27 protein-coding genes are annotated in these 25,895 nt (G+C 68.0%); 18 read left to right on the top strand and 9 right to left on the bottom strand.

Annotation, left to right across the window (positions count from 1 at the left end):
* The first annotated feature begins 212 nt into the window (after positions 1-212).
* From BJQ94_RS18010 to BJQ94_RS17990, 5 genes are all read left to right on the top strand, one after another.
* Positions 213-1,592, top strand: a complete 1,380-nt coding sequence (locus BJQ94_RS18010) for an LLM class flavin-dependent oxidoreductase (RefSeq protein WP_265397795.1) — start codon at positions 213-215, stop codon at positions 1,590-1,592.
* Positions 1,593-1,646: 54 nt separating this feature from the next.
* Positions 1,647-2,666, top strand: a complete 1,020-nt coding sequence (locus tag BJQ94_RS18005; protein WP_265397794.1) for an ATP-binding cassette domain-containing protein — start codon at positions 1,647-1,649, stop codon at positions 2,664-2,666.
* Positions 2,663-3,406: a methionine ABC transporter permease gene (locus BJQ94_RS18000; RefSeq protein ID WP_265397793.1), complete on the top strand. Its 744-nt coding sequence runs from the start codon at positions 2,663-2,665 to the stop codon at positions 3,404-3,406. The genes BJQ94_RS18005 and BJQ94_RS18000 overlap by 4 nt, the downstream gene beginning before the upstream one ends.
* A gap of 177 nt (positions 3,407-3,583) precedes the next feature.
* On the top strand, positions 3,584-4,498 hold the full coding sequence (locus BJQ94_RS17995) for a MetQ/NlpA family ABC transporter substrate-binding protein (protein ID WP_265397792.1): 915 nt from the start codon (positions 3,584-3,586) through the stop codon (positions 4,496-4,498).
* 135 nt (positions 4,499-4,633) lie between these two features.
* The gene (locus BJQ94_RS17990; RefSeq protein ID WP_275875524.1) at positions 4,634-5,026 is read left to right on the top strand and encodes a VOC family protein; all 393 of its coding nucleotides are present in this window, start codon (positions 4,634-4,636) and stop codon (positions 5,024-5,026) included.
* 32 nt (positions 5,027-5,058) lie between these two features.
* Here the strand turns inward: BJQ94_RS17990 and BJQ94_RS17985 are convergent, their stop codons facing one another.
* On the bottom strand, positions 5,059-5,712 hold the full coding sequence (locus tag BJQ94_RS17985) for a TetR/AcrR family transcriptional regulator (protein WP_265397791.1): 654 nt from the start codon (positions 5,710-5,712) through the stop codon (positions 5,059-5,061).
* A gap of 92 nt (positions 5,713-5,804) precedes the next feature.
* Between BJQ94_RS17985 and BJQ94_RS17980 the strand changes: the two genes are divergently transcribed.
* On the top strand, positions 5,805-7,265 hold the full coding sequence (locus BJQ94_RS17980; protein ID WP_265397790.1) for a DHA2 family efflux MFS transporter permease subunit: 1,461 nt from the start codon (positions 5,805-5,807) through the stop codon (positions 7,263-7,265).
* Here the strand turns inward: BJQ94_RS17980 and BJQ94_RS17975 are convergent.
* Both BJQ94_RS17975 and BJQ94_RS17970 read right to left on the bottom strand, forming a co-directional pair.
* Positions 7,262-7,990: a class I SAM-dependent methyltransferase gene (locus BJQ94_RS17975; RefSeq protein WP_265397789.1), complete on the bottom strand. Its 729-nt coding sequence runs from the start codon at positions 7,988-7,990 to the stop codon at positions 7,262-7,264. The two genes, BJQ94_RS17980 and BJQ94_RS17975, sit on opposite strands and share 4 nt — an antisense overlap.
* A gap of 26 nt (positions 7,991-8,016) precedes the next feature.
* Positions 8,017-8,715, bottom strand: coding sequence for an SDR family NAD(P)-dependent oxidoreductase (locus BJQ94_RS17970; protein WP_265397788.1), 699 nt, complete (start codon positions 8,713-8,715; stop codon positions 8,017-8,019).
* A gap of 102 nt (positions 8,716-8,817) precedes the next feature.
* Here BJQ94_RS17970 and BJQ94_RS17965 point away from each other — a divergent pair, with 102 nt between their 5' ends.
* Complete coding sequence (locus BJQ94_RS17965) at positions 8,818-9,657, top strand: helix-turn-helix transcriptional regulator (RefSeq protein ID WP_265397787.1); 840 nt, start codon at positions 8,818-8,820, stop codon at positions 9,655-9,657.
* On the opposite strand, the gene BJQ94_RS17960 is transcribed toward BJQ94_RS17965, so the two are convergent.
* Genes BJQ94_RS17960 through BJQ94_RS17950 form a run of 3 tightly spaced genes read right to left on the bottom strand, consistent with a single transcriptional unit; the run spans position 9,658 to position 13,153 of the window.
* A complete protein-coding gene (locus BJQ94_RS17960) occupies positions 9,658-10,557 on the bottom strand; it encodes a fumarylacetoacetate hydrolase family protein (protein ID WP_265397786.1) in 900 nt (299 codons plus the stop codon).
* 38 nt (positions 10,558-10,595) lie between these two features.
* Complete coding sequence (locus BJQ94_RS17955) at positions 10,596-11,747, bottom strand: glycoside hydrolase family 88 protein (RefSeq protein WP_265397785.1); 1,152 nt, start codon at positions 11,745-11,747, stop codon at positions 10,596-10,598.
* A gap of 47 nt (positions 11,748-11,794) precedes the next feature.
* Complete coding sequence (locus tag BJQ94_RS17950; RefSeq protein ID WP_265397784.1) at positions 11,795-13,153, bottom strand: MFS transporter; 1,359 nt, start codon at positions 13,151-13,153, stop codon at positions 11,795-11,797.
* 296 nt (positions 13,154-13,449) lie between these two features.
* On the opposite strand from BJQ94_RS17950, the gene BJQ94_RS17945 reads away from it, so the two are divergent.
* The 4 genes from BJQ94_RS17945 to BJQ94_RS17930 are packed head-to-tail and all read left to right on the top strand — an operon-like array spanning position 13,450 to position 16,039.
* A complete protein-coding gene (locus tag BJQ94_RS17945) occupies positions 13,450-14,463 on the top strand; it encodes an intradiol ring-cleavage dioxygenase (RefSeq protein WP_265397783.1) in 1,014 nt (337 codons plus the stop codon).
* Between the two features lie 37 nt (positions 14,464-14,500).
* A complete protein-coding gene (tatA, locus tag BJQ94_RS17940) occupies positions 14,501-14,722 on the top strand; it encodes a twin-arginine translocase TatA/TatE family subunit (RefSeq protein ID WP_265397805.1) in 222 nt (73 codons plus the stop codon).
* Between the two features lie 5 nt (positions 14,723-14,727).
* Positions 14,728-15,525, top strand: a complete 798-nt coding sequence (gene tatC / locus BJQ94_RS17935; RefSeq protein WP_345893458.1) for a twin-arginine translocase subunit TatC — start codon at positions 14,728-14,730, stop codon at positions 15,523-15,525.
* Between the two features lie 55 nt (positions 15,526-15,580).
* The gene (locus tag BJQ94_RS17930; RefSeq protein ID WP_265397782.1) at positions 15,581-16,039 is read left to right on the top strand and encodes a Sec-independent protein translocase TatB; all 459 of its coding nucleotides are present in this window, start codon (positions 15,581-15,583) and stop codon (positions 16,037-16,039) included.
* Here the strand turns inward: BJQ94_RS17930 and panB are convergent.
* A complete protein-coding gene (panB, locus tag BJQ94_RS17925; RefSeq protein ID WP_265397781.1) occupies positions 16,036-16,881 on the bottom strand; it encodes a 3-methyl-2-oxobutanoate hydroxymethyltransferase in 846 nt (281 codons plus the stop codon). The two genes, BJQ94_RS17930 and panB, sit on opposite strands and share 4 nt — an antisense overlap.
* A gap of 2 nt (positions 16,882-16,883) precedes the next feature.
* Between panB and BJQ94_RS17920 the strand changes: the two genes are divergently transcribed.
* Positions 16,884-17,477, top strand: coding sequence for a MaoC family dehydratase (locus BJQ94_RS17920; protein WP_265397780.1), 594 nt, complete (start codon positions 16,884-16,886; stop codon positions 17,475-17,477).
* 31 nt (positions 17,478-17,508) lie between these two features.
* Here BJQ94_RS17920 and BJQ94_RS17915 read toward each other — a convergent pair whose 3' ends face one another.
* Positions 17,509-18,264, bottom strand: coding sequence for an SDR family oxidoreductase (locus tag BJQ94_RS17915; RefSeq protein ID WP_265397803.1), 756 nt, complete (start codon positions 18,262-18,264; stop codon positions 17,509-17,511).
* A 180-nt stretch (positions 18,265-18,444) separates the two neighbouring features.
* Between BJQ94_RS17915 and BJQ94_RS17910 the strand changes: the two genes are divergently transcribed.
* The 4 genes from BJQ94_RS17910 to BJQ94_RS17895 are packed head-to-tail and all read left to right on the top strand — an operon-like array spanning position 18,445 to position 21,522.
* Positions 18,445-19,359 (top strand): VOC family protein, encoded by a 915-nt coding sequence (locus BJQ94_RS17910; RefSeq protein WP_265397779.1) that lies wholly within the window; start codon positions 18,445-18,447, stop codon positions 19,357-19,359.
* Positions 19,356-20,006 (top strand): phospholipase, encoded by a 651-nt coding sequence (locus tag BJQ94_RS17905; protein ID WP_265397778.1) that lies wholly within the window; start codon positions 19,356-19,358, stop codon positions 20,004-20,006. The genes BJQ94_RS17910 and BJQ94_RS17905 overlap by 4 nt, the downstream gene beginning before the upstream one ends.
* Positions 20,003-21,055, top strand: a complete 1,053-nt coding sequence (locus BJQ94_RS17900; RefSeq protein WP_265397777.1) for an LLM class flavin-dependent oxidoreductase — start codon at positions 20,003-20,005, stop codon at positions 21,053-21,055. Before BJQ94_RS17905 ends, BJQ94_RS17900 begins: the two co-directional genes overlap by 4 nt.
* A 20-nt stretch (positions 21,056-21,075) precedes the next feature.
* Positions 21,076-21,522 (top strand): DUF1232 domain-containing protein, encoded by a 447-nt coding sequence (locus BJQ94_RS17895; protein WP_265397776.1) that lies wholly within the window; start codon positions 21,076-21,078, stop codon positions 21,520-21,522.
* Positions 21,523-21,663: 141 nt separating this feature from the next.
* On the opposite strand, the gene BJQ94_RS17890 is transcribed toward BJQ94_RS17895, so the two are convergent.
* The gene (locus tag BJQ94_RS17890) at positions 21,664-22,548 is read right to left on the bottom strand and encodes a helix-turn-helix transcriptional regulator (protein WP_265397775.1); all 885 of its coding nucleotides are present in this window, start codon (positions 22,546-22,548) and stop codon (positions 21,664-21,666) included.
* Positions 22,549-22,652: 104 nt separating this feature from the next.
* Between BJQ94_RS17890 and BJQ94_RS17885 the strand changes: the two genes are divergently transcribed.
* Entirely contained in the window at positions 22,653-23,633 is a 981-nt protein-coding gene (locus BJQ94_RS17885; RefSeq protein ID WP_265397802.1) for an aldo/keto reductase, read from the top strand.
* Between the two features lie 85 nt (positions 23,634-23,718).
* Positions 23,719-25,881, top strand: a complete 2,163-nt coding sequence (locus tag BJQ94_RS17880) for an AAA family ATPase (protein ID WP_275875523.1) — start codon at positions 23,719-23,721, stop codon at positions 25,879-25,881.
* Positions 25,882-25,895 lie beyond the last annotated feature (14 nt).

Raw genomic sequence — 25,895 nt, 5'->3', positions numbered from 1 at the left:
CGGAGTTTCCCGGCCAGTATGGCACCTGGCCGGGCAAAACGGCAGGGGCCCTCCGCCGCGCGGCCGGGCGCCAGGCCGGGGTAGATGATGCAGGATCTTGCATCCGATCGCACCTTGGCGACCCCCGATTGAAGATGCTTCGCCCGTTGGGTGTGTGACGCAATGTTTCAGGGTCGGATGTGCTCAGGCCGCGGAAAGGTGAGCATAGGTCCATGCCCAGACAGATTCGCTTCAATGCCTTCGACATGAACTGCGTCGCCCACCAGTCCTCCGGCCTGTGGCGCCACCCGGATGACCGGTCGCAGAGCTACACCGACCTCGCCTACTGGACCGAGCTGGCCAAGCTCCTCGAGAAGGGCCGCTTCGACGGCATCTTCCTCGCCGACGTGCTGGGCACCTACGACGTCTACGGCGGCACCAACGAGGCTGCCATCCGCAACGGCGCGCAGATTCCCGTCGCGGACCCGCTGCTGGTCATTCCCGCAATGGCATATGTCACGGAGCACCTCGGGTTCGGCGTCACCGCCGGCACCGCATACGAGCACCCGTACCCCTTCGCCCGCCGCATGTCCACGCTCGACCACCTCACCAAGGGCCGCGTCGGCTGGAACGTCGTCACCGGCTACCTGCCCTCCGCCGCACGGAACATGGGCCAGGACGACCAGCTCGAGCACGACGACCGCTACGACTATGCCGACGAGTACCTCGAGGTGCTCTACAAGCTGTGGGAGGGCTCCTGGGAAGACGACGCCGTCGTGCGCGACACCGAGACCGGCGTCTTCACCGATCCGAGCAAGGTGCACTCCATCGGTCACTCCGGCAAGCACTTCCAGGTGCCGGGCATCCACCTCTCCGAGCCGTCGCCGCAGCGCTCGCCCGTGATCTACCAGGCCGGCGCATCCAGCCGGGGCATCGCGTTCGCCGCCGGCAACGCCGAGGCGATCTTCGTGGCCGCGTCGACCAAGCACGTGCTCAAGGACACCGTCACCAAGCTGCGCGACGCCCTCGAGTCCGCGGGCCGCGACCGGTACTCCGCCAAGATCTACACGCTGCTCACCATCATCACCGACGAGACCAGCGAGAAGGCCCAGGCCAAGTACCTCGACTACCTCAGCTACGCCAGCGAAGAGGGCGCCCTCGTCTTCATGTCCGGCTGGATGGGCGTCGACCTGTCCGGCTACGCGCTCGACGAGCCGATCGGCAACGTCAAGAGCAACGCCATCCAGTCCACCGTCGCCAACTTCCAGGCCGCGAACCACGACGGCTCCGAGTGGACCGTCGGCGACATCGCCCGCGCCGGCGCCATCGGCGGCCTCGGCCCGTTCATCGTCGGCTCCGGCAGCGAGATCGCCGACCAGCTCGAGGAGTGGGCCGAAGAGACCGATGTGGACGGCTTCAACCTCGCCTACGCCATCACGCCGGGCACCTTCGAAGACGTGGTCACCTGGGTGGTGCCCGAGCTGCAGAAGCGCGGCGTGTACCCCACCGAGTACACCGAGGGCACGCTGCGCCAGAAGCTGCACGGCCGTGGCGACCGCCTGCCCGACGAGCACCGTGGCGCGAACTATCGCGTCGGTCTTCCCGTCGTCTGACCTTTCCCGCTACCCGCACGCTCACGCACGACAGGACTCGACAGGGAGCCCCGCATGATCAGCCTCGAACAGCTGACCAAGGTCTACGGCCACGGTGACGCGCACACCGTGGTGCTCGACCGTCTCGATTTCAGCGTCGACGCCGGCGAGATCTTCGCCGTCGTCGGCCCGAGCGGCGCGGGCAAGAGCACGCTGGCGCAGTGTGTCAACCTGCTCGAACGCCCCACCAGCGGGTCGGTGCTCGTGAACGGGGAGAACCTCTCCCAGCTCAGCGAGAAGGCGTTGCGGGTGGCGCGCCGGCGCATCGGCACTATCTTCCAGTCGGATGGCCTGTACTCCCGTCGCACCGCCGCCCAGAACGTGGCGCTGCCGTTGGAGTACCTCGGCGTGACGGCTGCGGAGACCCGCTCCCGGGTGGCGGAACTGCTGGGCCGCGTGGGCCTGTCCGACAAGGCCGGGCACTACCCGCACCAGCTCTCCGGCGGCCAACGCCAGCGGGTGGGTATCGCCCGTGCGCTGGCCCTCCGCCCGACTGTGCTGCTCAGCGACGAGGCCACCTCCGGCCTCGACCCAGACTCCACCCGCTCGATCGTGGCTCTGCTCAAGGAGCTCCGCGACGACCTGGGCCTCTCGATCCTCTTCATCACCCACGAAATGGACACGGTGCTGCAGGTCGCCGACTCCGTGGCACGCCTCGACCACGGGCGCATCGTGGAGAGCGGCCGCATCGTTGAGCTGCTCCGCGACCCGGCCTCCGAGCTCGGCCGGGCCCTGCGCCCGGCGCGCTCGCACGAGAGCGCCGCAGCCGACGCGACCGAATGGTTCGTCAGCTACACCTCCGCCGGCGTGCCCGCCGACTGGCTCACCCGTCTCGCCGACCAGCTCGGCACCACGGTGTCACTGCTCGGCGCGTCGATCGAGACCGTCGACGGCGCCACGGTGGGACACGCCAGCATCGGCGTCACCGGCGCCGACCGGGAGCACCTCATCACCGTGGCACGCAGCCTCGGTCTCGACGCCCGCCCCGAGCCGGCCGAGCCGGCCTCGGCCGAGATCCTGGAGCAGGCCGCATGAGCCTCCACCTGAACAACAATGTGCCCATCGCTGACATCCCGGCGCTGGTCTTCCCCGCGCTGCTGGACACCCTCATCATGGTGGGCATCGTCATGCTCATCGTCGTGCTCGTCGGCATCCCGCTCGGCGCCCTCGTGCACAACCTCGCGCCGGGCGGCCTGTTCGAGAATCCCGCCCTGCACACCACGCTCAGCTGGATCGTGAGCATCGGCCGGTCGCTGCCGTTCCTCATCCTGATGGCGGCGATCGTGCCGTTCACCCGGTTCATCACCGGCACCAATATCGGCATCGCCGCGGCCGTCGTGCCCATGGCTATCGCCGGCATCGCCTTCTTCACCCGCATCGTGGAGAACTCGCTGCGCGGGGTGCCGCCCACCCTGGTGCGGGTCGCGAAGGCCTCGGGAGCGTCACCGCTGCAGATCATCCGCACCGCCCAGCTCAGCGAGGCCCTGCCGTCGATCATCGGCGGCCTGACGATCAACACCATCGCCATGATCGAGTACTCCGCCATCGCCGGCACCATCGGGGCAGGCGGCATCGGCTACGTCGCGGTCACCTACGGTTACCAGCGCTTCGACAACACCGTGATGCTCGCCACCATCGTGATTCTCGTGGCCACCGTGGCGTCGGTGCAGCTACTCGGCGACCGGCTCGTGCGTCTCACCACCCCGCATATCCGCACCCAGTCCCGCGCTGTTCGTGCGCCCCGTGCCGCCCGCCGCGAAGCGAGCCTGGTATGACCCGCCGGATGCCCGGGGCGAGCTGTCCGGCCTGACCTTCGCCGCGCTCGCCTGCTCGACCCGCATACCTCCCCGCACCCGCTCTAACGCGCGTACGTCTCCCGCGCGCACTCTTCCCGCACGCCTGCGCACTTCCCGCTTACACCAGCCCGCAGACCACACTCCCGAAGGATCCCCATGTCTACGCCCAACACCCCCTCCACGCCCGCCGCCGAGCCGCACGGATTCGCTCTCAAGAAGCGCCGCCGCTGGCCCTGGATCGCCGGCATTGCCGTCGTAGCCGTCGGCGCCGCCGCCGCGATCGCCCTGCCGCTGATCAACCCGGCGAAGTCGGCCAACGCCACCGAGGGCGCCACCCTCATCGTCGCCACGGCCGAGGGCAACGCGGCCGAGCAGGCCCTGGTCAACTTCGTCGCAGAGGAAGTGGCGCCCAAGTACGGCATCACCGTGAAGTTCAAGGGTCTCTCCGACAGCAACACCATCAACCGCGCCGTCAGTGAGGGCGAGGTGGCCGGAACGGTCTACCAGCACAAGCTCTGGCTGAGCCAGGTTCTCGAGTCCAACCCCGACTTCAAGGAGACCGCAGCCACGCCCGTATTCCGCTGGGGCTTCGGCCTGTGGAGCGACAAGTACACCAGCGTCGACCAGGTGCCAGACGGCGGCACCGTGTCGCTGTACTCCGACCCGGCCAACGAGGCCCAGGGCCTGTGGCTGCTGCAGGAGGCCGGCCTGATCACGCTCAAGGACGGCACGACCGCCGGCACAGCAACCCAGGATGACATCGCCACCAACCCGAAGAACCTGAAGTTCACGCTGCTCGACTTCGCCGCGCAGTCTCGAGCCCTGCCCGACCTCGACCTCGCGGCCGGCTACACCGAGTACTACCTGGCCGCGAGCATCCCGATCGAACAGCAGATCTTCGCCCCCGCCGCCCCCGACGAGTTCGCCGGCCAGCTCACCATCGGCAGCGACTTCGCTGACACCGAGAACATCAAGAACCTGGTCGCCGCGTTCAAGGACCCGGCCGTGCAGGAGTTCCTGGCGACAGACCCCACCGTGAAGGGCATCCTGCTCCCGATCGACGCGGAGTAGCCGCGCTCATCCCGCGAAAGCGGCCGTATGGTCACCTCGGTACACCCGAGGCGACCACACGGCCGCTTTCGTGTGCTCCTGCCTATGATGGGCGGCAGGGGAGACCGATGGCCCGACACCCTGAGGGAGCACACCATGCCGATCCGCATCAACCTCACCAGCATCTTCGTTGACGACCAGGCGAAGGCCCTGGCCTTCTACACCGACAAGCTCGGCTTCGTGCCGAAGAACGATGTGCCCCTCGGTGCGTACCGGTGGCTCACCGTGGTGGGGCCGGGGGAACCTGACGGCACCGAGCTGCTGCTTGAGCCCGACCAGCACCCGGCGGCGCAGGCCTTCAAACGAGCGCTGGTCGCGGACGGCATCCCGGCCACGTCGTTCGCCGTCGACGACGTGGCGGCCACCGTGCGCGAGCTCGAGGCCAAAGGTGTGACCATCACCCAGCCGGCCACCCCGATGGGGCCGGTGGTGGTCGCCACCATCGACGACACCTGCGGCAACCTGATCCAGCTGACCAGCCCGGCCTGACCTGCCCGGCCTGACCTCCCGGCGAACCTGAGTCAGTCACGGCGCACCCCGGGTGTTGCTCCATACGCGCGAAGGAAGGCCTGCACGCCGTCGACGATGATCTTCCGTGTCTCGGCCGGTGGCCGCACGTCCTGCCGCCCGAGCGCGTACACCGAACGCGACAACGCCAGCGCCACGAAGTGGTCGGCGGCTAACCGCGGATCCGGGGTGGTGAGCAGGCCTTGTCGGTCGAGTTCGACGAATCGCTCGGCGACGGCCTCCTCCGGTTCGACGCTGTCCCAGTGCTTGTCGCGCATCTCCGGCAGGTTGTCCGACTCGGTGGACAGCAGCCGCATCAGCGCGCTGTAGTCGGCCGAGCCGATCGCCGTCGCCGTGATGCTGTCGGCGAATCCGATCAGGGCCGTCTCGACGTCGGTGACATCGGTGAGGTGCTCGTCGATCGCGCCTGATACGGCCATCCCGAGAGCCTGCAGCGCCTGTTCGACGACCGCGAGCAGCAGGGTGCGCTTGTCCCCGTAGTAGTCGTAGACGGTGCGCTTTGATACCGCAGCCGCCGAGGCGATTGCATCCATGCTCGTGCGGTCGAAGCCGTCGGAGAGGAAAAGCGAGCGCGCCGCGGCAAGGATGGCCGCGCGCTTCCGCGCCGAACCCTCGCGAACGGTCTTGACCACCACGGCTGTCGTCATCAGTTCTCCCGACCGCAGTCTTCCCGACTGCCCAGAAGACAATCTTACTCCCCGGTGTACTTAACTACACTGCACGGTGTAGTGTCGCTGCCATGTCAACTCTCACCCCTCCCGCGCCAGTCAGTGCGCGGCGGCTGAATCTCATCAGCCTTGTCCTCGTGCTCGGCGTCATCACCACGATTCTCGACACCACGATCGTCAACATCGCGCTCGACAATCTGCACACCGTCTTCCACACCACCGTCGCAGACACCCAGTGGGTCGTGACCGCGTACCTCCTGGCCTACGTCGCGGTGATCCCCGTGTCCGGCTGGGCATCAGAGAGGTTCGGCACCCGCCGGGTGTGGATGTTCGCGCTGACCGTCTTCATGGTCGGGTCGCTGCTCTGCGGGCTGGCCTGGGATCTCCAGACGCTGATCGGCTTCCGGGTGCTGCAGGGCATCGGCGGCGGCATGGTGTTGCCCGTCACCCTCACGATCCTCACCCGCGCCGCCGGCCGGGACCGGATCGGCCGCGCCATCGCGACCATCGGGCTCGTCGGGCAGCTGGGCCCGATCCTCGGACCGATCGTTGGCGGCACCATCATCGAGTCCGTGGGCTGGCACTGGCTGTTCTTCGTGAACGTCCCGATCTGCCTCGTCGCGCTGGTGCTCGCCCCGCTCTTCCTTCCTGCGGGCGAGAAGGCGCGTGCCCACGCCCTCGACGCGCTCGGGTTCGTCCTGCTCACCCCCGGCGTCGTCGCCCTCGCCTACGGCCTCAGCCAGGCAGCCGGCGTCGATGGCTTCGCCGCGACGGAGGTCTGGCTGCCGATGGCACTCGGACTCGTCCTCCTCGCCGCCTTCACCTTCAGGTCGTTGCGGGCCACCCGCCCCGCCCTCATCGATGTGCGCGTGTTCGCCCGACGCAGCTTCGGCATCGGCAGCGTGATGACGTTCGTGAGCGGCTTCTCGATCTACGCCCTGATGTTCCTGTTGCCGCTGTTCTACCAGCAGGTGCGCGGTGATTCGGTCTTCACCACCGGGTTCCTGCTGATTCCGCAGGGGCTTGGCACCATGTGCTTCATCCTGGTGAACCGCCGGCTCAGCGGACGCGTCGACACCCGGTTCATCATCGCGGGTGGAGTGCTCCTGACCATGGCCGGTACGTTGCCGTTCGCTCTCGCCGGGGCGAGCGGGGGAGACGTCCTCCTCCTCGCCGGCCAGTTCTTCCAGGGCTTCGGCATGGCAGCGGTATCGCTACCCGTGATGACTCTGGCCTTCGCCAGCCTGAGCCACGCCGAGACGCCACGGGGCAGCGCCGCGTTCAACGTGGTGAAGCAGGTCGGCGCGCCATTCGGTGTCACGGTGATCGCCGTGGTGCTGCAGAACAACCTCGCCGGCGCCGCCAGCGCGAGCGCGGCGCTCGGAGCCTTCAATGCGACCTTCTGGTGGGTCCTCGCCCTGAGTGCCGTTCCGCTGCTGCTCGCCTTCCTGCTGCCAGCCTCGCCGCGACGCGAGAGCGTCGAGCCCGCCGTTGAGCCCGCCGCGGAGCGGGTGGCCGAGCTGCCCGGCTAGGGCCGCGCGATGGTCACCCGCGTGCGGTACGGCATCCTGTAGTGGGTGCGGCCGGCGAGGTCGGGGTGGGTGTCGAGCAGGTCGCCCAGCCGCACGAGCAGCGCCTCTCGGTCGGGCGCCGGCATGGTGATCACGTAGCTGCGCGAGGTGACCATCGCGATCAGCTCCTCGCGAGTCATCGGGTTCTCCCAGAGGAACTCGGCGTAGTCGTGGATGGTGAGCGGCGCGGCGACGAGAGGTTCGTGGCTGCTGTACTGCTCGGCCTTGGACGACCCCATCACCTCGCCGAGCCGCTCCACCCACTCGACTTCCGGGTCGCGGATGTTCCAGACCAGGGCGAGCGCGCCGCCCGGCCGCAGCACTCGCGCGACCTCGGCCGAGGCAGCGGGCACGTCGACCCAGTGCCAGGACTGCGCGAAGGTGATCAGGTCGGCACTCGCATCGGCCACCGGCATCACCTCGGCCGTGCCGGCCAGCGCGGTGACCGCGGGGTGATTCGTCACCAGCCTGGCCCGCATCGCGGGGTCGGGTTCGACCGCGGTCACGCCGAGGCCGTGGGCGACGAGGGAGGCGGTGAACTTGCCGGTTCCCGCTCCCACGTCGACCACGTCGACCACGGATCCCGCACGCTGCAGCATCCAGTCGACCGCTTCGGCCGGGTAGCTCGGCCGCCCGCGCTCGTAGTCGCCGACGGCCTGGCCGAATGAGAGCGCGTGTGTGGTCATGCCATCCAGTCTAGAAAGGAGGGTTGTTACCAGGGCACGATGCCGTGGCGGCTCTGGAAGGTGCCGGTGGGACCGTCGGCAGCCAGCGTCGCCAGCCGCACGATGGCATCCGTGCCCTCTTCGACACTCTGGTGACCGGAAAAGTTGTTGAACGCGGTGCCGGTGTAGCCGGGGTCGGCCGCGTTCACCCGCATGCCCGGCAGGGCCCGCGCGTACTGGTAGGTGAGCATGGTGAGGGCCGCCTTGGTGACCGAGTAGATCGACGGCGGAACGCTCGCCTCGTCGGTGCCGGACTCCTCGTTGCGGGCGAACGAGCCGACGCCGCTGCTCACGTTCACGATGCGCGGGTTCTCGGCCAGGGCCAGCAGGGGAGCGAAGGCGCGGGTCATCCTCGCCACGCCGAGCACGTTGGTCTCCAGGCCCACGGCCACGTCCGCCGCGGTCATCTCGGCCAGTGGCCCGAGCGGGCCGAGGATGCCGGCGTTGTTCACCAGCACGTCCAGGTGTCCGTAGGTGTCCCGCACCCAGGCGGCAGCGGCATCGACGCTCGCGTCGCTCGTCACATCGAGCCGCACAAAGATAGCGCCGAGTTCGTCGGCCGCTGCCTGGCCGCGCTGGGCGTCGCGGGCGCCGAGCAGCACCGTGTGTCCCTCGCCGAGCAGGCGGCGGGCGGTTTCGTAGCCGAGGCTCTTGTTGGCCCCGGTGATCAAAGTGAGAGTAGTCATGCCATTCACTCTCGCCGGGCCCTGATCGGGGCGGAAGATACGCCCGGTCGGTAGGACGCCCAGTACCACCCAGGGGCGCGGCGGGCAGACGATACTGGAACGATGACCGAGAACCGACGCGAGTTCGGGGCGCTGTTGCGCACCTGGCGCGACCACACGTCCCCGGCCGCCGTGGGTCTCTTCGGCGGCTCCCGCCGCACTACGGGGCTTCGGCGCGAGGAGCTCGCCGCCCTGGCCGGGCTGTCGGTGGACTACGTCATCCGCCTCGAACAGGGCCGCACCGTGCACCCGTCGGCGCAGGTCGTTGCGGCGCTGGCCCGGGCGCTGCGCCTGAGCGACGATGACGCCGCTGTGTTCCATCAGGCGGCCGGTCTGGCCGCGCCGGTGGGGGCGATCTCCCATCTCATTCCGGCGGGCGTCGAACGGCTGCTGCTGCGCACGACGGATGCGCCGGTGGCGGTGTTCAGTGCCGACTGGTGGTTGCTCAGCTGGAACAACCACTGGGCGGCCCTGCTCGGTGACCCGGCCGCCCTCACCGGGCGGGACCGCAACCTCATCTGGCGGGATTTCACCGGTGACTTCAGCCGGGTCGTGAAGACCGACGCCGAGCGGGACTCCTTTCGGGACACTCTCGTGGCCGATCTGCGGATCGCAGCGATCGAGCATCCGACCGACACCAATCTGCACGCCCTGGTCGCCGATTTGATCAGCCACAGTGCCGATTTCTCCGCCCGCTGGAGCGCCGCCCGGCCGGCCAGGCACGAGTCGAACCGAAAGACCATCGATCACCCGCGCGTGGGCGCGCTCACCCTGGACTGCGACGTTTTGAACGCGCCCGGCAGCGACGTGCACGTGGTGATGTACACCGCCGCTCCCGGCTCGGACGACGCCAGCCGCCTCGACCTGCTGAAGGTGCTCGGCGTCGAGGCGTTCACCACCTGATCAGCGTTCGTCTGTCCGCACGAACGTGGTCGTGAGTTCGCCGAGCCCGGTGACGCGGATGGTCACGGTCTCGCCGTCGGCGAGCGGCAGGTGAACGGATTGCTCCTGCACCGACCGGGCGGGGGTGCCTGTCGAGATGATGTCGCCGGGCTGCAGGGTGATGACCTGGGACAGGTAGTGCACCAGGAACGCCACGCCGTAGACCATCGCGTCGGTGCTGGCGCGCACCGTCACCACGCCGCCGCGCTCGACCTCCATCTGCAGGCCGCCCAGGTTCGGCAGCTCATCGGTGGTCACGATCCAGGGGCCGAGCGGGCCGAAGCCGTCGACGCTCTTGCCCAGGGCCCACTGGCTCGACCGGTTCTGCCACCCGCGATCGGACACGTCGTTGAACAGGGTGTACCCGGCCACGAACGCCATCGCGTCCGCCTCAGCGACGTTGCGCGCCGTGCGGCCGATCACAACGGCGATCTCGCCCTCATAGTCCACGTCGGTCGCAGCCGCAGGCATCACCACCGGATCGTTCGGACCTCCGATGGTGTTGGCGGTCTTGATGAAGACGTTCGGGTACGGTGCCGCATCCCCACCCTGGTCGCCCTCGACGAGCCCTTCGTTGTGGCCTTCGATGTGCCCCCGGTAGTTGTAGCCCAGGCACAGGATGGTGCGGGGTCGCACCGGCGGTGCGAGCCGCACATCGTCCAGGCGGGGGAGGGTGGCGGCGTCGGCCCCGGACACCGCGAGGCGGGCAGCGGCGAGTGCCGTGTCGTCGGCCAGGAGTTGGGCGAGACTGAGGCCACCCGCGATCCCGGCCAGGTCCAGGAGCCTGTCCGTGCCGTCCGGTGCGGCCACCACGGCGCCGGGTTGTTCTGTGCCGTCGGTATCAACGCTGACGAGTCTCATGTGTGTTCCTTCGGTGCTGTATTCAGTAGGTGCTGGCTTCAGTAATAGGTGCGGCGGTACTCCGCCAGGCACAGGATGGCCATGGCCTGCCCGTACGGCATCGACGTGCAGGGGATCTCCCGGTAGAAGTCGAGGGTCGATCCCATGCCGGTGCCGAAGGAAACCTGCAGCAGTTCGCCGTCGTCGGAGACATTGGCGATGATGGCCTGGATCGCCTTCTCGGCCACCGGGGCGTACCCCGCGTCGAGGTAGCCCTTGCGCACGGCCTTGAGGATCCCGTAGGCGAAACCGGCGGTCGCGGATGCCTCGAGGTACGACGACGGATCGTCGAGCAGGGTGTGCCACAACCCGGAGTCGTCCTGCAGGGCGGCAAGGGCGGCGACCTGGGCATCCAGGACCTCGAGCAGGAACCGGCGCACGGGGTCGGACTCCCGCAGGTCCAGCAACTCGATGAAGTCGGGGATCACCATGGTCAGCCACGAGTTGCCCCGTGCCCAGCGCGCCCTGGCGAAGTTCTGCTCGCCGTCGAACGACCAGCCGTGGAACCAGAGTCCCGTCTCGCGGTCCATCAGGTAGGCGACGTGGGTGAGGAACTGGAACTTCGCCTCCTCGACGTACTCCGGACGATTCAGCAGCACACCGATCTTCGCCAGCGGCAGGACCGTCATCATGAGGGTGTCGTCCCACAGCTGGTGGTGGTTCTCCTCGGCCAGGGTGATGTGCTGCATGCCGCCGTGCGGGGTGCGCGGCATCGACCGCATCGCCCACTCGGCCCATGCGTCCAGCCACGGCAGCAGGGTGCGGTCGCCCGTCTCCTCATACCGGTAGGCCAGAGTCAGCATGGGCGACATCGTGTTGACGTTCTTCGTGGTGCCCTCGGCCAGTCGCGCGGCGAACCAGGAGTCGACGATGGCAGACATCGCCGGCTCCCCGGTCTGCTCGTAGTACTGCCAGATTCCGTACAGGCCGATCCCGTGCGTCCACTCCCAGCCCGCCCAGCCCTTGGTGTCGATCACCCTGCCGTCGTCGAGCCGGAGCAGGAACTCGCCGGTCTCGTCGGTGATGTTGACCAGGTTGTCGGTGAGCCGGTGAACCAGCTCATCGATTCCGTCGCGGCTGATGAGCCGCTCGGGCGCCCGCAGCAGCGCGCTGTGCTTCACCGGCCAGGTCTTCTGTGGCGTCGTGGCCATGGGGTATCCGTTCGTTGTGCGTGTGGGATTCGTGCTGGTTGGGATGCTTACGGGAGCCTGATCGACTTGGTCTCGATGTCCTCGAGCGAGGTACCCCTAGTCTCGTCGGACAGGAACGCCGCCACCGCAGCGACGAGGCAGATGCCGAACGCCAGCGAGCCGATCACGAGTGGGATGTTCGCGGTGCCGGGAGGGGCGATCGCGGTGAAGATGCTCGGGAAGAACGCCGCGATCATGAGGCCGACGTTTTGCGCGACCGCGAAGCCGGTCACGCGCATCCGCATCGGGAACTGCTCCTGGTAGAAGGTGGCGAAGGTCGCGTTCCACATCTGGAAGAAGATGCCCTGAACGACGACGACGCACACGAAGACCAGGGGCAGGCTGCCCAGGTCGATCGCCCAGAGATAGACCCCTGCGAGCAGGCCGCCGCCGAGTCCACCGATCAGCATGAGGGTGCGCCGGCCGATCTTGTCGGAGAGAGCGCCGAAGATCGGGATGGTGACGATCGCGACGATGTTGGCCACGAGCGTGACCCAGAGGAACTCACTCGCGGAGAAACCGTTGCCGTATCCCTCCTGGGTGGCGTAGGCCACACCGAAGATGAGGGTCGCCATGCCGATCACGTTGGTGAGGGTCATCAGGATGCAACGCACCAGAACCCAGAGGTGGGTCTGCACGAGCTCGACAACCGGCAGCTTGCGCTTGGTCGTGAGGGCGTCGCTCTGGGCGAGGAAGACCGGGGGCTCCTGCACCCGGCGACGGATGACCCACCCGGCGAGGATGACGAGGGCACTGAGCAGGAACGGAATGCGCCAGCCCCAGGTGTGGAACTGCTCGTCGCTGAGAATCGCGGCCAGCGGAAGCATCAGGCCGGTGGCGAGGATCGAGCCGAACTGGGTGCCCTGGAGGCTGAAGCTGGCGAAGAAGCCGCGTCGGGAGTCGGGCGAATGCTCGACGATCATCGCGCTGGCCCCGCCCAGCTCGCCGGCGACGGCGAAGCCCTGGATCAGGCGGAGCAGCACCAGCAGAAGGGGCGCGAGCACGCCGACCTGGCCGAACGTCGGCAGCAGACCGACGAGGAACGTGGCACAGCCCATCAGCAACATGGCGAAGGTGAGCACGTTCTTGCGGCCGTGCCTGTCACCCCATGCGCCCAAAACGATGGCGCCGATCGGGCGGGAGACGTAGCCCACCGCATAGGTCGCCAGCGAGGCGATGATGGCGACCGTCGCGTTCCCGGACGGGAAGAAGACGGTGGGGAACACGAGAGCCGCAGCCTGTGAATACAGAGCGAAGTCGTAGTACTCCAGAGCGCTTCCGATCCAGCCGCTCATGGCGGCCTTCTTCGGGTCGCGTTTGCCGATACCGGCTTCGGGACGGATCTCCCCGGGCAATGTTGTAGTCATGTACAGATCTCCTTCGGCGCCAATGGCGAGGGACCGGACCTCTCCGTTGAGGGACGTGCGGTCATGATCGAAACTGCTCGACGATCCGTAGTTGAATCGTTTCAGATTGACCGTAGCACTAAAAATGATACAGCGGAACACAGGTCCGCCAGGCGGAACGCGGCGCACTGACACCTTCTCGGCACGTGCCCTGACGGTTCATGGGGGAGTCATAGGGAATGCCAAGCAGATCGCCGGAGAGCCCCCACAAGATGGGTCCACTACCGGAACGACAGACACCTATTCGAGAGGCAGCCATGAGCCGCATCCCTGAACCCGAGTCCACCCCAGACGGCCCCGCCTACGAGGGCCGCCTACTCGACCGCGCCGACGAGGAGGTCGTCGACCAAGGCGTAGCCTTCGACATTCGCACACTGATCAGCCGCCGTGGCGTGCTCAGCCTGGTCGGAGTCGGCGCTGGCGCTGTCGCACTCGCCGCCTGCTCCACTGACGCATCGGGTAGCAGCTCGAGCTCAACGGCCGCATCGACCGACACCAGCACCACATCTACGGGCGAGATCCCCGACGAGACGGCCGGCCCCTACCCGGGCGATGGTTCCAACGGGGCGAACGTGCTCGAAGAGTCCGGCATCGTTCGCAGCGACATCCGCTCGAGCATCGGCGGCGGGCTGACCGCGGAGGGTGTGCCCATGACGTTCACCCTCACTGTGCTCGACATGAACGACGACGACGCGCCCTTCGCGGATGTCGCTGTGTACGCGTGGCACTGTGACGCGGCCGGCCTCTACTCGATGTACTCCGAAGGCATCGAGGATGAAACCTACCTGCGCGGTGTGCAGGTTGCCGACAGCGAGGGCAAGGTCACGTTCACCTCGATCTTCCCGGCCTGTTACACCGGTCGCTGGCCGCACATCCACTTCGAGGTCTACCCCGACGTCGACTCGATCACGGATGCCGCCAACGCCATCTCCACCTCCCAGGCGGCGCTGCCGGAGGACATCAGCACCGGCGTGTACGAACTGGCCGGTTACGAGGGCTCCACCGCCAACCTGTCGCAGGTGACGCTCGACAACGACAACGTCTTCGGCGACGACGGCGGCGTGCTGCAGTTGGCGACCGCGACCGGCGATCTCGGCTCCGGCTACGTCGTGACCCTCACGGCCCGCGTCGACACCAGCACCACCCCGACGGCCGGCTCGTCGCCCGCAGGGGGTGACGGCGGTGGCGAGGGTGGCACCCCGCCTAGTGGTGGTGGCGGCACGCCGCCCACCGACGGTGGCACCCCGCCCGCCGACGCACCCACCCAGTAACCCGACACCACACAGATAAGGAACCGAGACCATGGGCATACTCCAGAACCTCACCGGATGGCACGCCATCATCATCCTCGTCGTCATCCTGCTGCTCTTCGGTGCAGCGAAGCTGCCTGTGCTGGCCAAGAGCGTCGGGCAGTCGATGAAGATCTTCAAGACCGAGATCCGCGAGTCGCGGGTCGCCGACGCTCCGGCCGACGCTCCGGCCGACGAGCAGTCCGCTCCGCAGCCGGTCACCACCGTCGACGGGCGCTGATCACGATGGGCGCACTCAAGACACCGTCGACCGAGCCCGGCCTGATGCCCCTGGCGGGTCACCTGATCGAAGCCCGCAAGCGGATCTTCCGTGCGTCCATCGGGGTGGCCGTGGCGGTGGTCGTCGGCTACATCTTCGCCGATGTCATCCTCGACGTGCTGCGGGCCCCGATCGTGGCGTTGGCCGACTCGCGCAACGCCACTCTCAACTACGGCAGCGTGAGCGGCGCCTTCGAGCTCAAGATGAAGATCGCGCTCTACGCCGGCGTCGTGCTCTCCAGTCCGGTCTGGCTGTACCAGCTGTTCGCGTTCTTCGTGCCGGCGCTCACCCGCCGGGAGAAGAAGTACACCTTCGGGTTTCTGCTCTCGGCGGTGCCGCTGTTCCTGGCCGGATGCGTCGCGGGCTTCACGCTGTTCCCGCATGTCGTCGAGCTGCTGGCCAGTTTCGCATCCACCGAGGACAGCACCATCCTCGAGGCGTCTTACTACTTCGACTTCGTCATGAAGTTGGTGATCGCGGTGGGGGTGGCCTTCGTGCTGCCGGTCTTTGTGGTGCTGCTCAACTTCATCGGCGTGCTGCCGGGTATGACGATCGTGCGGGGCTGGCGGGTGGTTCTGGTGGCGATCGTGGTGTTCTGCGCCCTCGCCACCCCCGCGGCCGACATCATGTCGATGTTCCTGCTCGCGGTGCCCATGTGCGCCCTGTTCTGCGCCGCGGCGGGGATTGCCGTGCTGCACGACAAACGTGTCGACCGGGGCGTCGCGCTGCTCACCACGGCCTCCCGCGAGTCTGTGACCGCCTGATCCGCCCCTGACCGTAACCGCCCCCGACCTGCCCCGACCGAAAAGGAGACCGCCCATGCTGGGCCTCAGCTTCGAAAAACTGCTCGTCGTCGCCCTGATCGCGGTGTTCGTCATCGGGCCCGATCGTCTGCCTCTCTACGCCGGGCGGTTGGCCGAATTCGTACGGTCCCTGCGTGGCCGCTCGGAGGTGGCCAAGGCTCGGGTCAAGCAGGAACTCGGCGACGACTTCGACATCGACGAGTGGAAACGGCTCGACCCGCGCCAGTACGATCCGCGCCGAATCGTCCGGGAAGCGCTCGCGGACACAGTCGACCCGGCGCCGAGCGCCCCGCCCGCTCCGCAACAGGCGACACCGGCGCCGGCGCAGCCGGAAACCAGCATCGCACGACTGATGCGCACCTCCCGAAACCGCTCAGTTCTGGCGGGAGCGGGGCCGGCAGCGATGGATCCGGCGGTGGCCGGTCCAGAGGCGACAACTGCCGCTACGCCGTTGGTGACAGAGGGTGCCGCTTAGAAGGTGTGCTCCGGCCCGGGGAACGTGCCGGCCGTCACGTCCGCGGCGTAGTCCTGCGCGGCAGTGAGCAGCATCGAGTGCATGTCCGCGTACTGCTTCACAAAGCGGGGCAGCCGCCCGGTGCGAAGGCCCACCATGTCCTGCCAGACCAGCACCTGGGCGTCGCAGCCGTTGCCGGCGCCGATGCCCACGGTGGGGATGCTGAGCGCCGCGGTGATGTCGGCGGCCACGTCTCCCGGCACCATCTCCATCAGCACGGCGAACGCACCCGCTGCCTCCAAGGCCAGCGCCGCTTCGAGCATCCGCAGGGCATCCGTGCCCTTGCCCTGGATACGGTAGCCGCCCAGACTGTGCTCCGATTGCGGGGTGAATCCGATATGCGCCATCACGGGGATGCCGGAGCGCGCCAGCAGCTCCACCTGCGGCACCATCTCCACGCCGCCCTCGAGTTTCACGGCGTGCACATCGGCCTCCTTCATGAACCGCACCGCGGTGTGGAAGCACTGCTCGGCGGACGCCTGGTAGGACCCGAACGGCAGGTCGGCAATGACGAGGGCGTGTTCGGCGGAGCGGGTGACCGCGCGGGCTAGCGGGATCAGCTCGTCCACGGTGACCGGCAACGAGGTCTGGTTGGCGAACACGTTGTTCGACGCCGAATCGCCCACCAGCAGCACCGGGATCCCGGCCTCGTCGAACGTGGCCGCGGTGTACATGTCGTACGCCGTGAGCATCGCCCACTTCTGGCCGCGCTCCTTCATCTCCTGCAGATGGTGGATGCGCACCCGCTTGCGGCCGGCCGGGGCAGCCACAGCGCTGCCATAGGGAGCAGGTTGCTCGTTCATACGTGCCTTTCGGTATTTCGGGTGACTATTTACTGTACGACCAGCTGCTCGCGGCCCTGCCCGGCGTGGCCGCTGTCGCTGTGAACGGCACGGCGCATCCGGGTGCGTACAGTGGCATCCCTATGGATGATTTCTTCGCCGTGCCCCTGGCCGACCGCTACTTCGAGGACTACGTGCCCGGTCTCGTCGTGGAATGCGGGGGCGTGCCGGTCAGTGAGGCGAGCATCGTCGAGTTCGCCGCCGCGTTCGACCCGCACGCCATGCACGTGGATCCGGTCGCCGCGCTCGCCGGGCCATTCGGCTCTCTGATCGCCAGTGGCTGGCACACGACAGCCGTGATGATGCGGATGATGGTGGACAACTACCTCAACGAACGCACGAGCCTGGGCTCGCCGGGAGTGGACACCCTCCGGTGGCATCGTCCGGTGCGGGCCGGCGACATCCTCTCGGCCCGGTTCACGGTGGTGTCTGCACGCGTCTCGGCGTCCAAGCCCGACCGTGGACTCGTGCACACCCGCATCGAGGTCGTCGACCAGGCCGGCGCCCTCGTCATGTCCCAGGTGATGATGAACCTGATCCTCCGCCGCGCGGTGTGACGACCGAGTTTGCCCCGGTGCGGGGACGGGACTACTGGGCGGAGTAGCCGCCGTCGACGAGGTGGTAGCTGCCGGAGATGAACGAGGCGGCGTCGCTCAGCAGGAACAGGGTGAGTGCGGCGACCTCCTTGTCGGTGCCGAGCCGGCGCGAGGCGTGCTGGCCCTCGAGGGCAGTGAGGGCCTCGGGGGAGAGGCTGGAGCGCACGAGGGGCGTGTCGATGAAGCCGGGGCCGACGGCGTTGGTGCGCACGCCGAGGGCGGTGTACTCGAGTGCGGCGACCTTGGTGAGTCCGATCAGGGCGTGCTTGCTGGTGACATACGCGGCGTTCTGGGCGATGCCGACCGAGCCGAGAACCGAGGCCATGTTCACCACGGCGCCGCCGCCGCCGGCGACGATCGCGGGCAGCTGGAACTTGAGTCCGTAGAAGACGCCGTCGAGGTCCACCGCGCGAACGCGGTCCCAGGCGGCGATGTCGTAGTCGCCGATCATCTGCGGCGCGGCACCGATGCCGGCGTTGTTCACGGCCAGGTGCAGGGCGCCGAAGGTCTCCTGGGCGAATCCGACGGCCGCTTCGGAGTCTTCCCACTTCGCGGTGTTCTGCGCGAAAGCGGCGGCGGTTCCGCCGGCGGCGATGATCTCGTCGACGACGGTCTGCGCGGCCTCGAGCTTGATATCGGTGACCACCACCGAGGCGCCCTCCGCGGCGAGCTCCCGCGAAATCTCAGCGCCGATGCCGCTTCCGCCGCCGGTGACGATCGCTACCTTGTTGTTGTCGAACCTGGCCAGGACGAGTACTTCCTATCCGTTATCTGTAGACATTCGAAAAACTGCTGAACTTCATGCGTTCACATAAAACCAACCACTGGTAGGTGAAAAGTATTCCTCTGGTCACAATGGTTGCAGCTACAAGTAAATGATGTAGAGTTGTCGGTACAAGCATTTAGTAACGAACACCGGGAGCCAGCCATGAGCGTCACCACAGACGAGCAGATCCTTAATGCCGACACGTCTATGGGTGCCGTGACCCTGCGGGTCGGCGACCTCGAGACCATGTCGGACTACTACTCGCGAGCGTTCGCGATGGAGCCCCTGGAGGAGCGCAGTCGCGCTCGCGAGGTGCACCGGGTGCTCGGCCGCGGAACGACGCCGCTCGTTCGCCTCATCCACACCCCGGACCTGCCCGGCGTCGACCCCCGCCAGGCCGGCCTGTTCCACACTGCCTTCCTCTTCGAAACCCCCGAGAGCCTCGCGGCCACCGTGTACCGCGCCGCGCAGGACCCGCGCAGCCGCTTCGTCGGATCGAGCGACCACCTCGTGAGCGAGGCCTTCTACTTCACCGACCCCGAAGGCAACGGCGTCGAGCTCTACACCGACCGTGACCGCTCCGTGTGGATCCACGACGGTGAGGAGATCCGGATGGCCACCGAGTACCTCGACCCAAACGCCTACCTGCAGAACCACCTGAATCAGAGGGTGATGGATGCCGGCCCCTCGATGGCCGGCGCCGTCGGGCATGTGCACCTGCAGGTCGGCGATCTCCAGACCGCCCGGGCGTTCTACGTCGACGCGCTCGGCTTCGAAGCGACCCAGAGCGGATACACGGGAGCGCTCTTCGCCTCTGCGGGCGGCTACCACCACCACATCGCCATGAACGTGTGGAACAGCCGTGGCTCCGGACCACGTGCGGCCAGCCTCGGCCTCGGCGACGTGGCCGTGACCGTGCCCGCCCCGGCGGATCTCGAGACCCTCACGGCGCGCCTGACCGCCAGGTCGATTCCGTTCGCCGGAGACGGCCGCTCCGTCTCCCTCGCCGACCCGTGGGGCACCCAGGTCACGGTCTCGCTGCCCGACCTCTCCACCGACGAGTTGATCGCCCGATGAGCGCGCTCGCAGACGTCCGCTCGCCCGGATGGGCCGCAGGCGTGGCCGAGACCTCCGCCGTGGTGCTGCTGCTGCACGGCTACGGCTCGAACGAGAACGACCTGGCCGGCCTCGTGACGGCGCTGGGGCTCACCCTGCCGTGGGCTTCCCTGCGCGCCCCGCTCGAGTTGGGCAACGGCGGCGCGGCATGGTTCACCATCACGACCCCCGGAAACCCCGATGCGGAGCCCGTCGCCGTGGCCACGGACTCGATCTGGGCCTGGGTGGACGCCAATGTGGCATCCACCACGTCGGTGATCCCCATCGGCTTCTCGCAGGGCGGCCTGATGGCCAGCCAACTGCTGCGCACCCGGCCCGCGCGGGTGCTTGCGCCCATCGTGCTCGGCGGGTTCGTGCTCGGTGCTGACCAGCCCGGCGACGCGGCCCTGTCCGCGAACCGTCCGCCCGTCTTCTGGGGCCGAGGCACCGAGGACCGGGTCATCGGTGAGCCCGCGATTGCTCGCACCACGGCTTTCCTGCCCACCCATTCAACCCTGGTCGAGCGGACGTACCCGGGTCTCGCGCACGGGATCAACGCCGCCGAGATCGATGATGTGCGCTCGTTCCTGGCGTTGAACGCCGGTGCCGAATCCGTCAACGGCCGATGAGCTCGACCACCCCCTTCGAGATCGGGATCTTCACCTTCGGGGAACTCACCCGGGACGCGATCGGGCGGGAAATTCCCGCCCGGCAGCGCCTGGACGACCTCTTGGAATGGGCTCGAGTGGCCGACCAGGCCGGGCTCGACGTCTTCGGAGTCGGCGAGCACCACCGGCCGGATTTCGCCGTCTCGTCGCCACCGGTCGTGCTGGCGGCAGTGGCGGCCCAAACCAGCCGCATCCGTCTCACCAGCACAGTCACCGTACTCTCCAGCGCCGATCCGGTGCGGGTCTTCGAGGACTTCGCCACCCTCGACCTGATCAGCGGCGGCCGCGCCGAACTGACCGCCGGTCGCGGCGCGTATGTGGAGTCCTTCCCCCTGTTCGGCCAACCCCTCGAGCGGTACGACGAGTACTTCGAGGACCGACTGGACCTCCTGTTGCGGGTGCGCGAGACGAACCCCGTCACCTGGAGCGGCACGACCCGTGCTCCGCTGCAGGACGCCGGAGTCTGGCCGCGTCCGGTGCAGAGCGAGCTGCCGATCTGGATCGCGGTCGGTGGTACGCCGGCCTCGGTTGTGCGCGCCGGTTCCCTCGGCCTTTCCCTGTATCTGGCGATCCTCGGTGACCCGGCTCGCTTCGCCCCGCTCGCCGAGCTCTACCGCCGATCCGCAGCGGATGCCGGTCGTGCGCCGGGCCGGATCGGGGTGACGTCGCATTTCTACGTCGAGTCCACGTCGCAGGGAGCTCGGGACACGTTCTTCCCGCACTACTCCTCGTATATCGGCCAGAACATGCCCCGCGTCGGCCGGCTCGACCGAGACTCCTTTGAGAGTTGGGCCAGCCCGCGCGGTGCCCTGTTCGCCGGCAGCCCGGCCGAGATCATCGACAAGATCCTCTGGGAGCACGAGATTCTCGGCCACACCCGCTTTCTCGCCCAGGTCGGCCTGGGTGGACTCGCGCAGGCCGACACCCTGCGTTCGATCGAGCTCCTCGCCACCGAGGTGCTGCCCGCCGTGCGCGCAGCCCTCCACCTCGACGGCGACGGCGGCCGATAGGGCTCGACTAGCCTTCTCCTATGGAGTGGTGGCAGGTGGCGCTGAGCGTCGTGGCTGGAGTGCTGATCCTCTGGGCGGCGCTGATCATCGCCTTCGCCTGGGTCTCACGCGGACAGGCCCAGAAGCTCACGCTGATCGACGCGCTGCGCCTGGGCCCGGATGTGGTGCGGCTCACCCATCGACTTGCCACCGACAGGACGGTGTCATGGCGGGTGCGGGCCTGGCTGATTGTTCTGCTGGTCTACCTGCTCTCGCCGATCGATCTGGTGCCGGACTTCATCCCGGTGATCGGCTACGCCGACGACGCGATCATCGTGGCCCTCGTGCTTCGGTTCGCGACGCGGCACGCTGGTGCTGACGCCATTGACCGGCACTGGCCCGGCACGCCGCAGGGCCTGCACGCCCTGCGATCGATCGTGGGCATCCCGGCGCCGGACGCCGGTGCTACCGCCACGCCCGGTTCCTGAGCAGACGCAGTCCGTTCACGGCGACGATCACCGTTGACCCTTTGTGGCCAGCCACCGCCAGTGGAAGCGGGAGGGCGCTGGTCCCGGCGGGAGGGGTTCTGACAGGCACTCCGCCTGCAGGGCGAAGAAGCGACTGAGGCGCTAGCCGACCTGCAGGCCTGGCTTGGTCGCATCCGCCCGTAGGGCCGCCCAGTTCGCGAGTAACTGCAGCCCGTCCTGGGACGGCGAGCCAGGTTCGGCCGAGAACACGAGCATCTGCAGACCCCGATCCGAGGTGAGGTCCATCCCCTGGTAGGTGAGGTCGAGGTCGCCGACCACGGGATGGTGGATGCTCTTGGTTCCGGTGCGGTGATCGCGCACATCGTGTGCACCCCACAGCGTGCGGAACAGGTCGCTTCGGGTGGAGAGCTCGCCGACCAGGTCGCTCAGCTGGCGGTCGTAGGGGGACCGGCCCGCCTCGGCGCGCAGGATGGCGACGATCTGGCGGGTGTTGCCCTCCCAATCCCGGTAGAACTCCTGGGCGCGGGTGTCGAGGAAGATGAACCTGGCGGCATTCACCGGGGCGCGGGCGTCGTCGAACATGACGGAGAACAGGGCCCGGCCGAGCCGGTTCGTCGCGACGGCATCCAGGCGGCCGTTCTGCACGAACACCGGCACCGTGGACATGGCGTCGATGGTCTGCTGCATGCCCGCACTCAGCGGCAGTTTGCGAGTCGGCCGGCGCCGCTGCGGGCGCGCGCCCGCGTTGGCCGCGCGAACGAGGTCGTAGAGGTGGGCGTGCTCCGCCTCGTCCAGCTGCAGGGCCCGGCTGATGCCGTCGAGCACACCTTCGGACACTCCGGTGGTCTGGCCGCGTTCGAGACGTTTGTAGTACTCCGCACTCATCCCGGCGAGGAGCGCGACCTCCTCCCGGCGGAGGCCGGGAACACGCCGACGTCCGCCGAAGTCCGGCAGGCCCGCCTGCTGCAAACTCAGCTTGGCCCGCCGCGAGACCAGGAATTCGCTGATGTCGTCGGAGGGGTGCATGCACTCGAACCTACGCGGCCCTGGCGCCGTTACAGGGGTCCTGTCAGGGAACCTCTAGGTGGGGCCACGCATATTCCGGCCGTTGCGGCTTGACTCGACACATGATGAAAAACGCACATCTCGGATCCCTCAACGTCTCCCGCATCGGCCTCGGCGCCATGACCATGGCCGGAACATATACCTCCGAGGGCGGCTTGGACGACGCCGAGTCGATCCGCACCATCCACCGCGCCCTCGACCTCGGCGTGACCCACATCGACACCGCCGAGATCTACGGGCCCTTCCTGAGCGAAGAGATCGTCGGCCGGGCCATCAACCATCGCCGGGATGCCGTTGTCATCGCCACGAAGTTCGGCCTCGTCTCCCACTCCGGCGGCGGCCCCGGCATCGTGGACAGCTCCGCCGCGAACGTGAAGGCCGCCGTCGAAGGATCGCTGCGGCGCCTCGGCACCGATCACATCGACCTGTACTACCAGCACCGCGTCGACCCGAACACGCCCATCGAAGAGACCGCGGGCGCCGTTGCCGACCTCATCGCCGCCGGCAAGGTGCTGCACTTCGGCCTCTCCGAGGCCTCACCGGCCACCATCCGCCGCGCCCACGCCGTGCAGCCCCTGGCCGCACTGCAGACCGAGTACTCGCTCTGGACCCGTGACGTCGAGGCCGAAATCCTGCCGCTGCTGCGTGAGCTCGGTATCGGGCTGGTGCCGTACTCGCCACTCGGCCACGGACTGCTCACCGGCCAGATCCGCAGCGTTGCCGACTTCGCCGACGACGACTGGCGTAAGACCAACCCGCGGTTCACCGGAGAGAACTTCGTGCGAAACGTGGCGATCGTCGACGAGGTGCGCTCGATCGGTGCCGAGATCGGGGCGACACCCGCGCAGACCGCCCTCGCCTGGCTGCTCACCCAGGGTGACGACATCGCGCCCATCCCCGGTACCCGCCGGGTCTCCCGGGTCGAGGAGAACACCGCCGCCGATGGGATCCAGCTCACCGAAGGGCAGCTGGACCGCTTGAACACCCTCACCCCCGCGGCCGGCGAACGCCACGACGAGGCCAATATGGCCCGCATCGACCGCTGACCCGTTGGACGCCCTGTAGCGCATCCATTCGGCACGGTCTAAACTTGAGTCGAGTCCACTCAAGTATTTGCGAAGGATGTTTTTGATGGCCAACATGCAGGGTGCCCCCGCAACCGACGAGAAGCAGAAGACCGCGCTGGAACAGTACGGCGTAAACCTCACCGAGATCGCCAAGAGCGGCAAGCTCGATCCCGTGATCGGCCGTGACGCCGAGATCCGCCGGGTGAGCCAGGTGCTCACCCGGCGCACCAAGAACAACCCGGTGCTGATCGGTGAACCCGGCGTGGGCAAGACCGCCGTGGTGGAGGGCCTGGCGCAGCGCATCGTCGCCGGCGACGTGGCCGACTCGCTCAAGGGCAAGCAGCTCGTCTCGCTCGACCTGGCCGCGCTCGTGGCCGGGGCGAAATACCGCGGCGAGTTCGAGGAGCGGCTCAAGGCCGTGCTCAAGGAGATCAACGACGCCGACGGACAGATCATCACCTTCGTCGACGAACTGCACACCCTCATGGGCGCCGGAGGCGGCGAAGGCTCTGTCGCGGCATCCAACATGCTCAAGCCCATGCTCGCCCGCGGTGAATTGCGCCTGATCGGCGCCACCACCCTCAACGAGTACCGCGAATTCATCGAGAAGGATGCCGCGCTCGAGCGCCGCTTCCAGCCGGTGCTGGTGGACGAACCCAGCGTCGAAGACACCGTCGCGATCCTCCGCGGGCTCAAGGAACGCTACGAGGCACACCACAAGGTCTCGATCGCGGATGCCGCCCTGGTGGCCGCGGCCTCGCTCTCGAACCGCTACATCACCGCCCGGCAGCTGCCGGACAAGGCGATCGACCTCATCGACGAGGCCGCCAGTCGGCTGCGGATGGAGATCGACTCGTCCCCGGTGGAGATCGACGAACTGCGCCGCAGCGTCGACAGGCTCAAGCTCGAGGAACTCGCGCTCAAAAAGGAGAAGGACGACGCCTCCAAGGCCCGCCTGACGAAGCTGCGAGACGACCTCGCCGAACGGCAGGAGAAACTCGGTGAGCTGCAGACCCGCTGGGACAAGGAACGCGCCTCGCTCAACCGGGTCGGTGACCTGCGGAAGCGCCTGGATGCAGCCCGCAGCCAGGCCGAGGTGGCCGAACGTCGCGGCGACCTGGAGAAGGCCTCCCGGCTGCTCTACGGTGACATCCCGGTGATCCAGCGCGAGCTGGCCGAGGCCGAGCAGACCGAGCAGGAGGGGGCCCGGATGGTCGGCGACCAGGTCACCGCCGAAGACATCGCCGCCGTCGTCGCCGCCTGGACGGGCATCCCGGTGGGCCGGCTGCTGCAGGGCGAGACCGAGAAGCTGCTCAACCTCGAAGGGGAGCTAGGCCACCGGCTGATCGGCCAGAAGCAAGCCGTGCGTGCCGTAGCCGACGCCGTTCGCCGGTCCCGCGCCGGCATCTCCGACCCCGACCGGCCCACCGGCTCGTTCCTGTTCCTCGGACCCACCGGCGTTGGCAAGACCGAGCTGGCCAAGGCGCTCGCCGAGTTCCTCTTCGACGACGAGAAGGCCATGGTGCGCATCGACATGAGCGAGTACGGCGAGAAATTCTCCGTCTCCCGCCTCGTCGGCGCCCCTCCCGGCTACATCGGCTACGAGCAGGGCGGCCAGCTCACCGAGGCGGTGCGCCGCCGGCCCTACTCGGTGATCCTCTTCGACGAGGTGGAGAAGGCGCACCCCGAGGTGTTCGACGTACTTCTGCAGGTGCTCGACGACGGCCGCCTCACCGACGGCCAGGGTCGCACCGTCGACTTCCGCAACACCATCCTGGTGCTCACCTCCAACCTCGGCTCGCAGTACCTGGTGGACCCCACCCTCAGCTGGGAGGAGAAGGAGCAGGCCGTGCAGCAGATGGTGCGGCAGGCGTTCAAACCCGAGTTCGTCAACCGGCTCGACGACATCGTGGTGTTCTCGGCGCTCTCCACCGACGACCTCGCCCAGATCGTGGAGCTTTACGTCGACCGACTGCAGCGCCGCCTCGGTGAACGCCGGCTCGAGCTGGCGGTGACCCCGGATGCCCGCGCCTGGCTGGCCGAACGGGGCTACGACCCGATCTACGGGGCCCGGCCGTTGCGGCGGCTGATGCAGACCGAGATCGACGACAGGCTGGCGACGGCGCTGCTCGGCGGCCGAATCCGCGACGGCGAAACCGTGCTGGTGGACATCAACGAGGATGGCGAATCGCTCACTGTGGGCTCGACACCGCTCGGGCACGCCTGAGCGGCGCACTCAAT

Source organism: Cryobacterium sp. SO2 (assembly GCF_026151165.2).
Classification (GTDB): Bacteria; Actinomycetota; Actinomycetes; order Actinomycetales; family Microbacteriaceae; genus Cryobacterium.
Note: the sequence above shows the minus strand (reverse complement) of the source record. Positions and strands in the feature narration are given on the sequence as shown.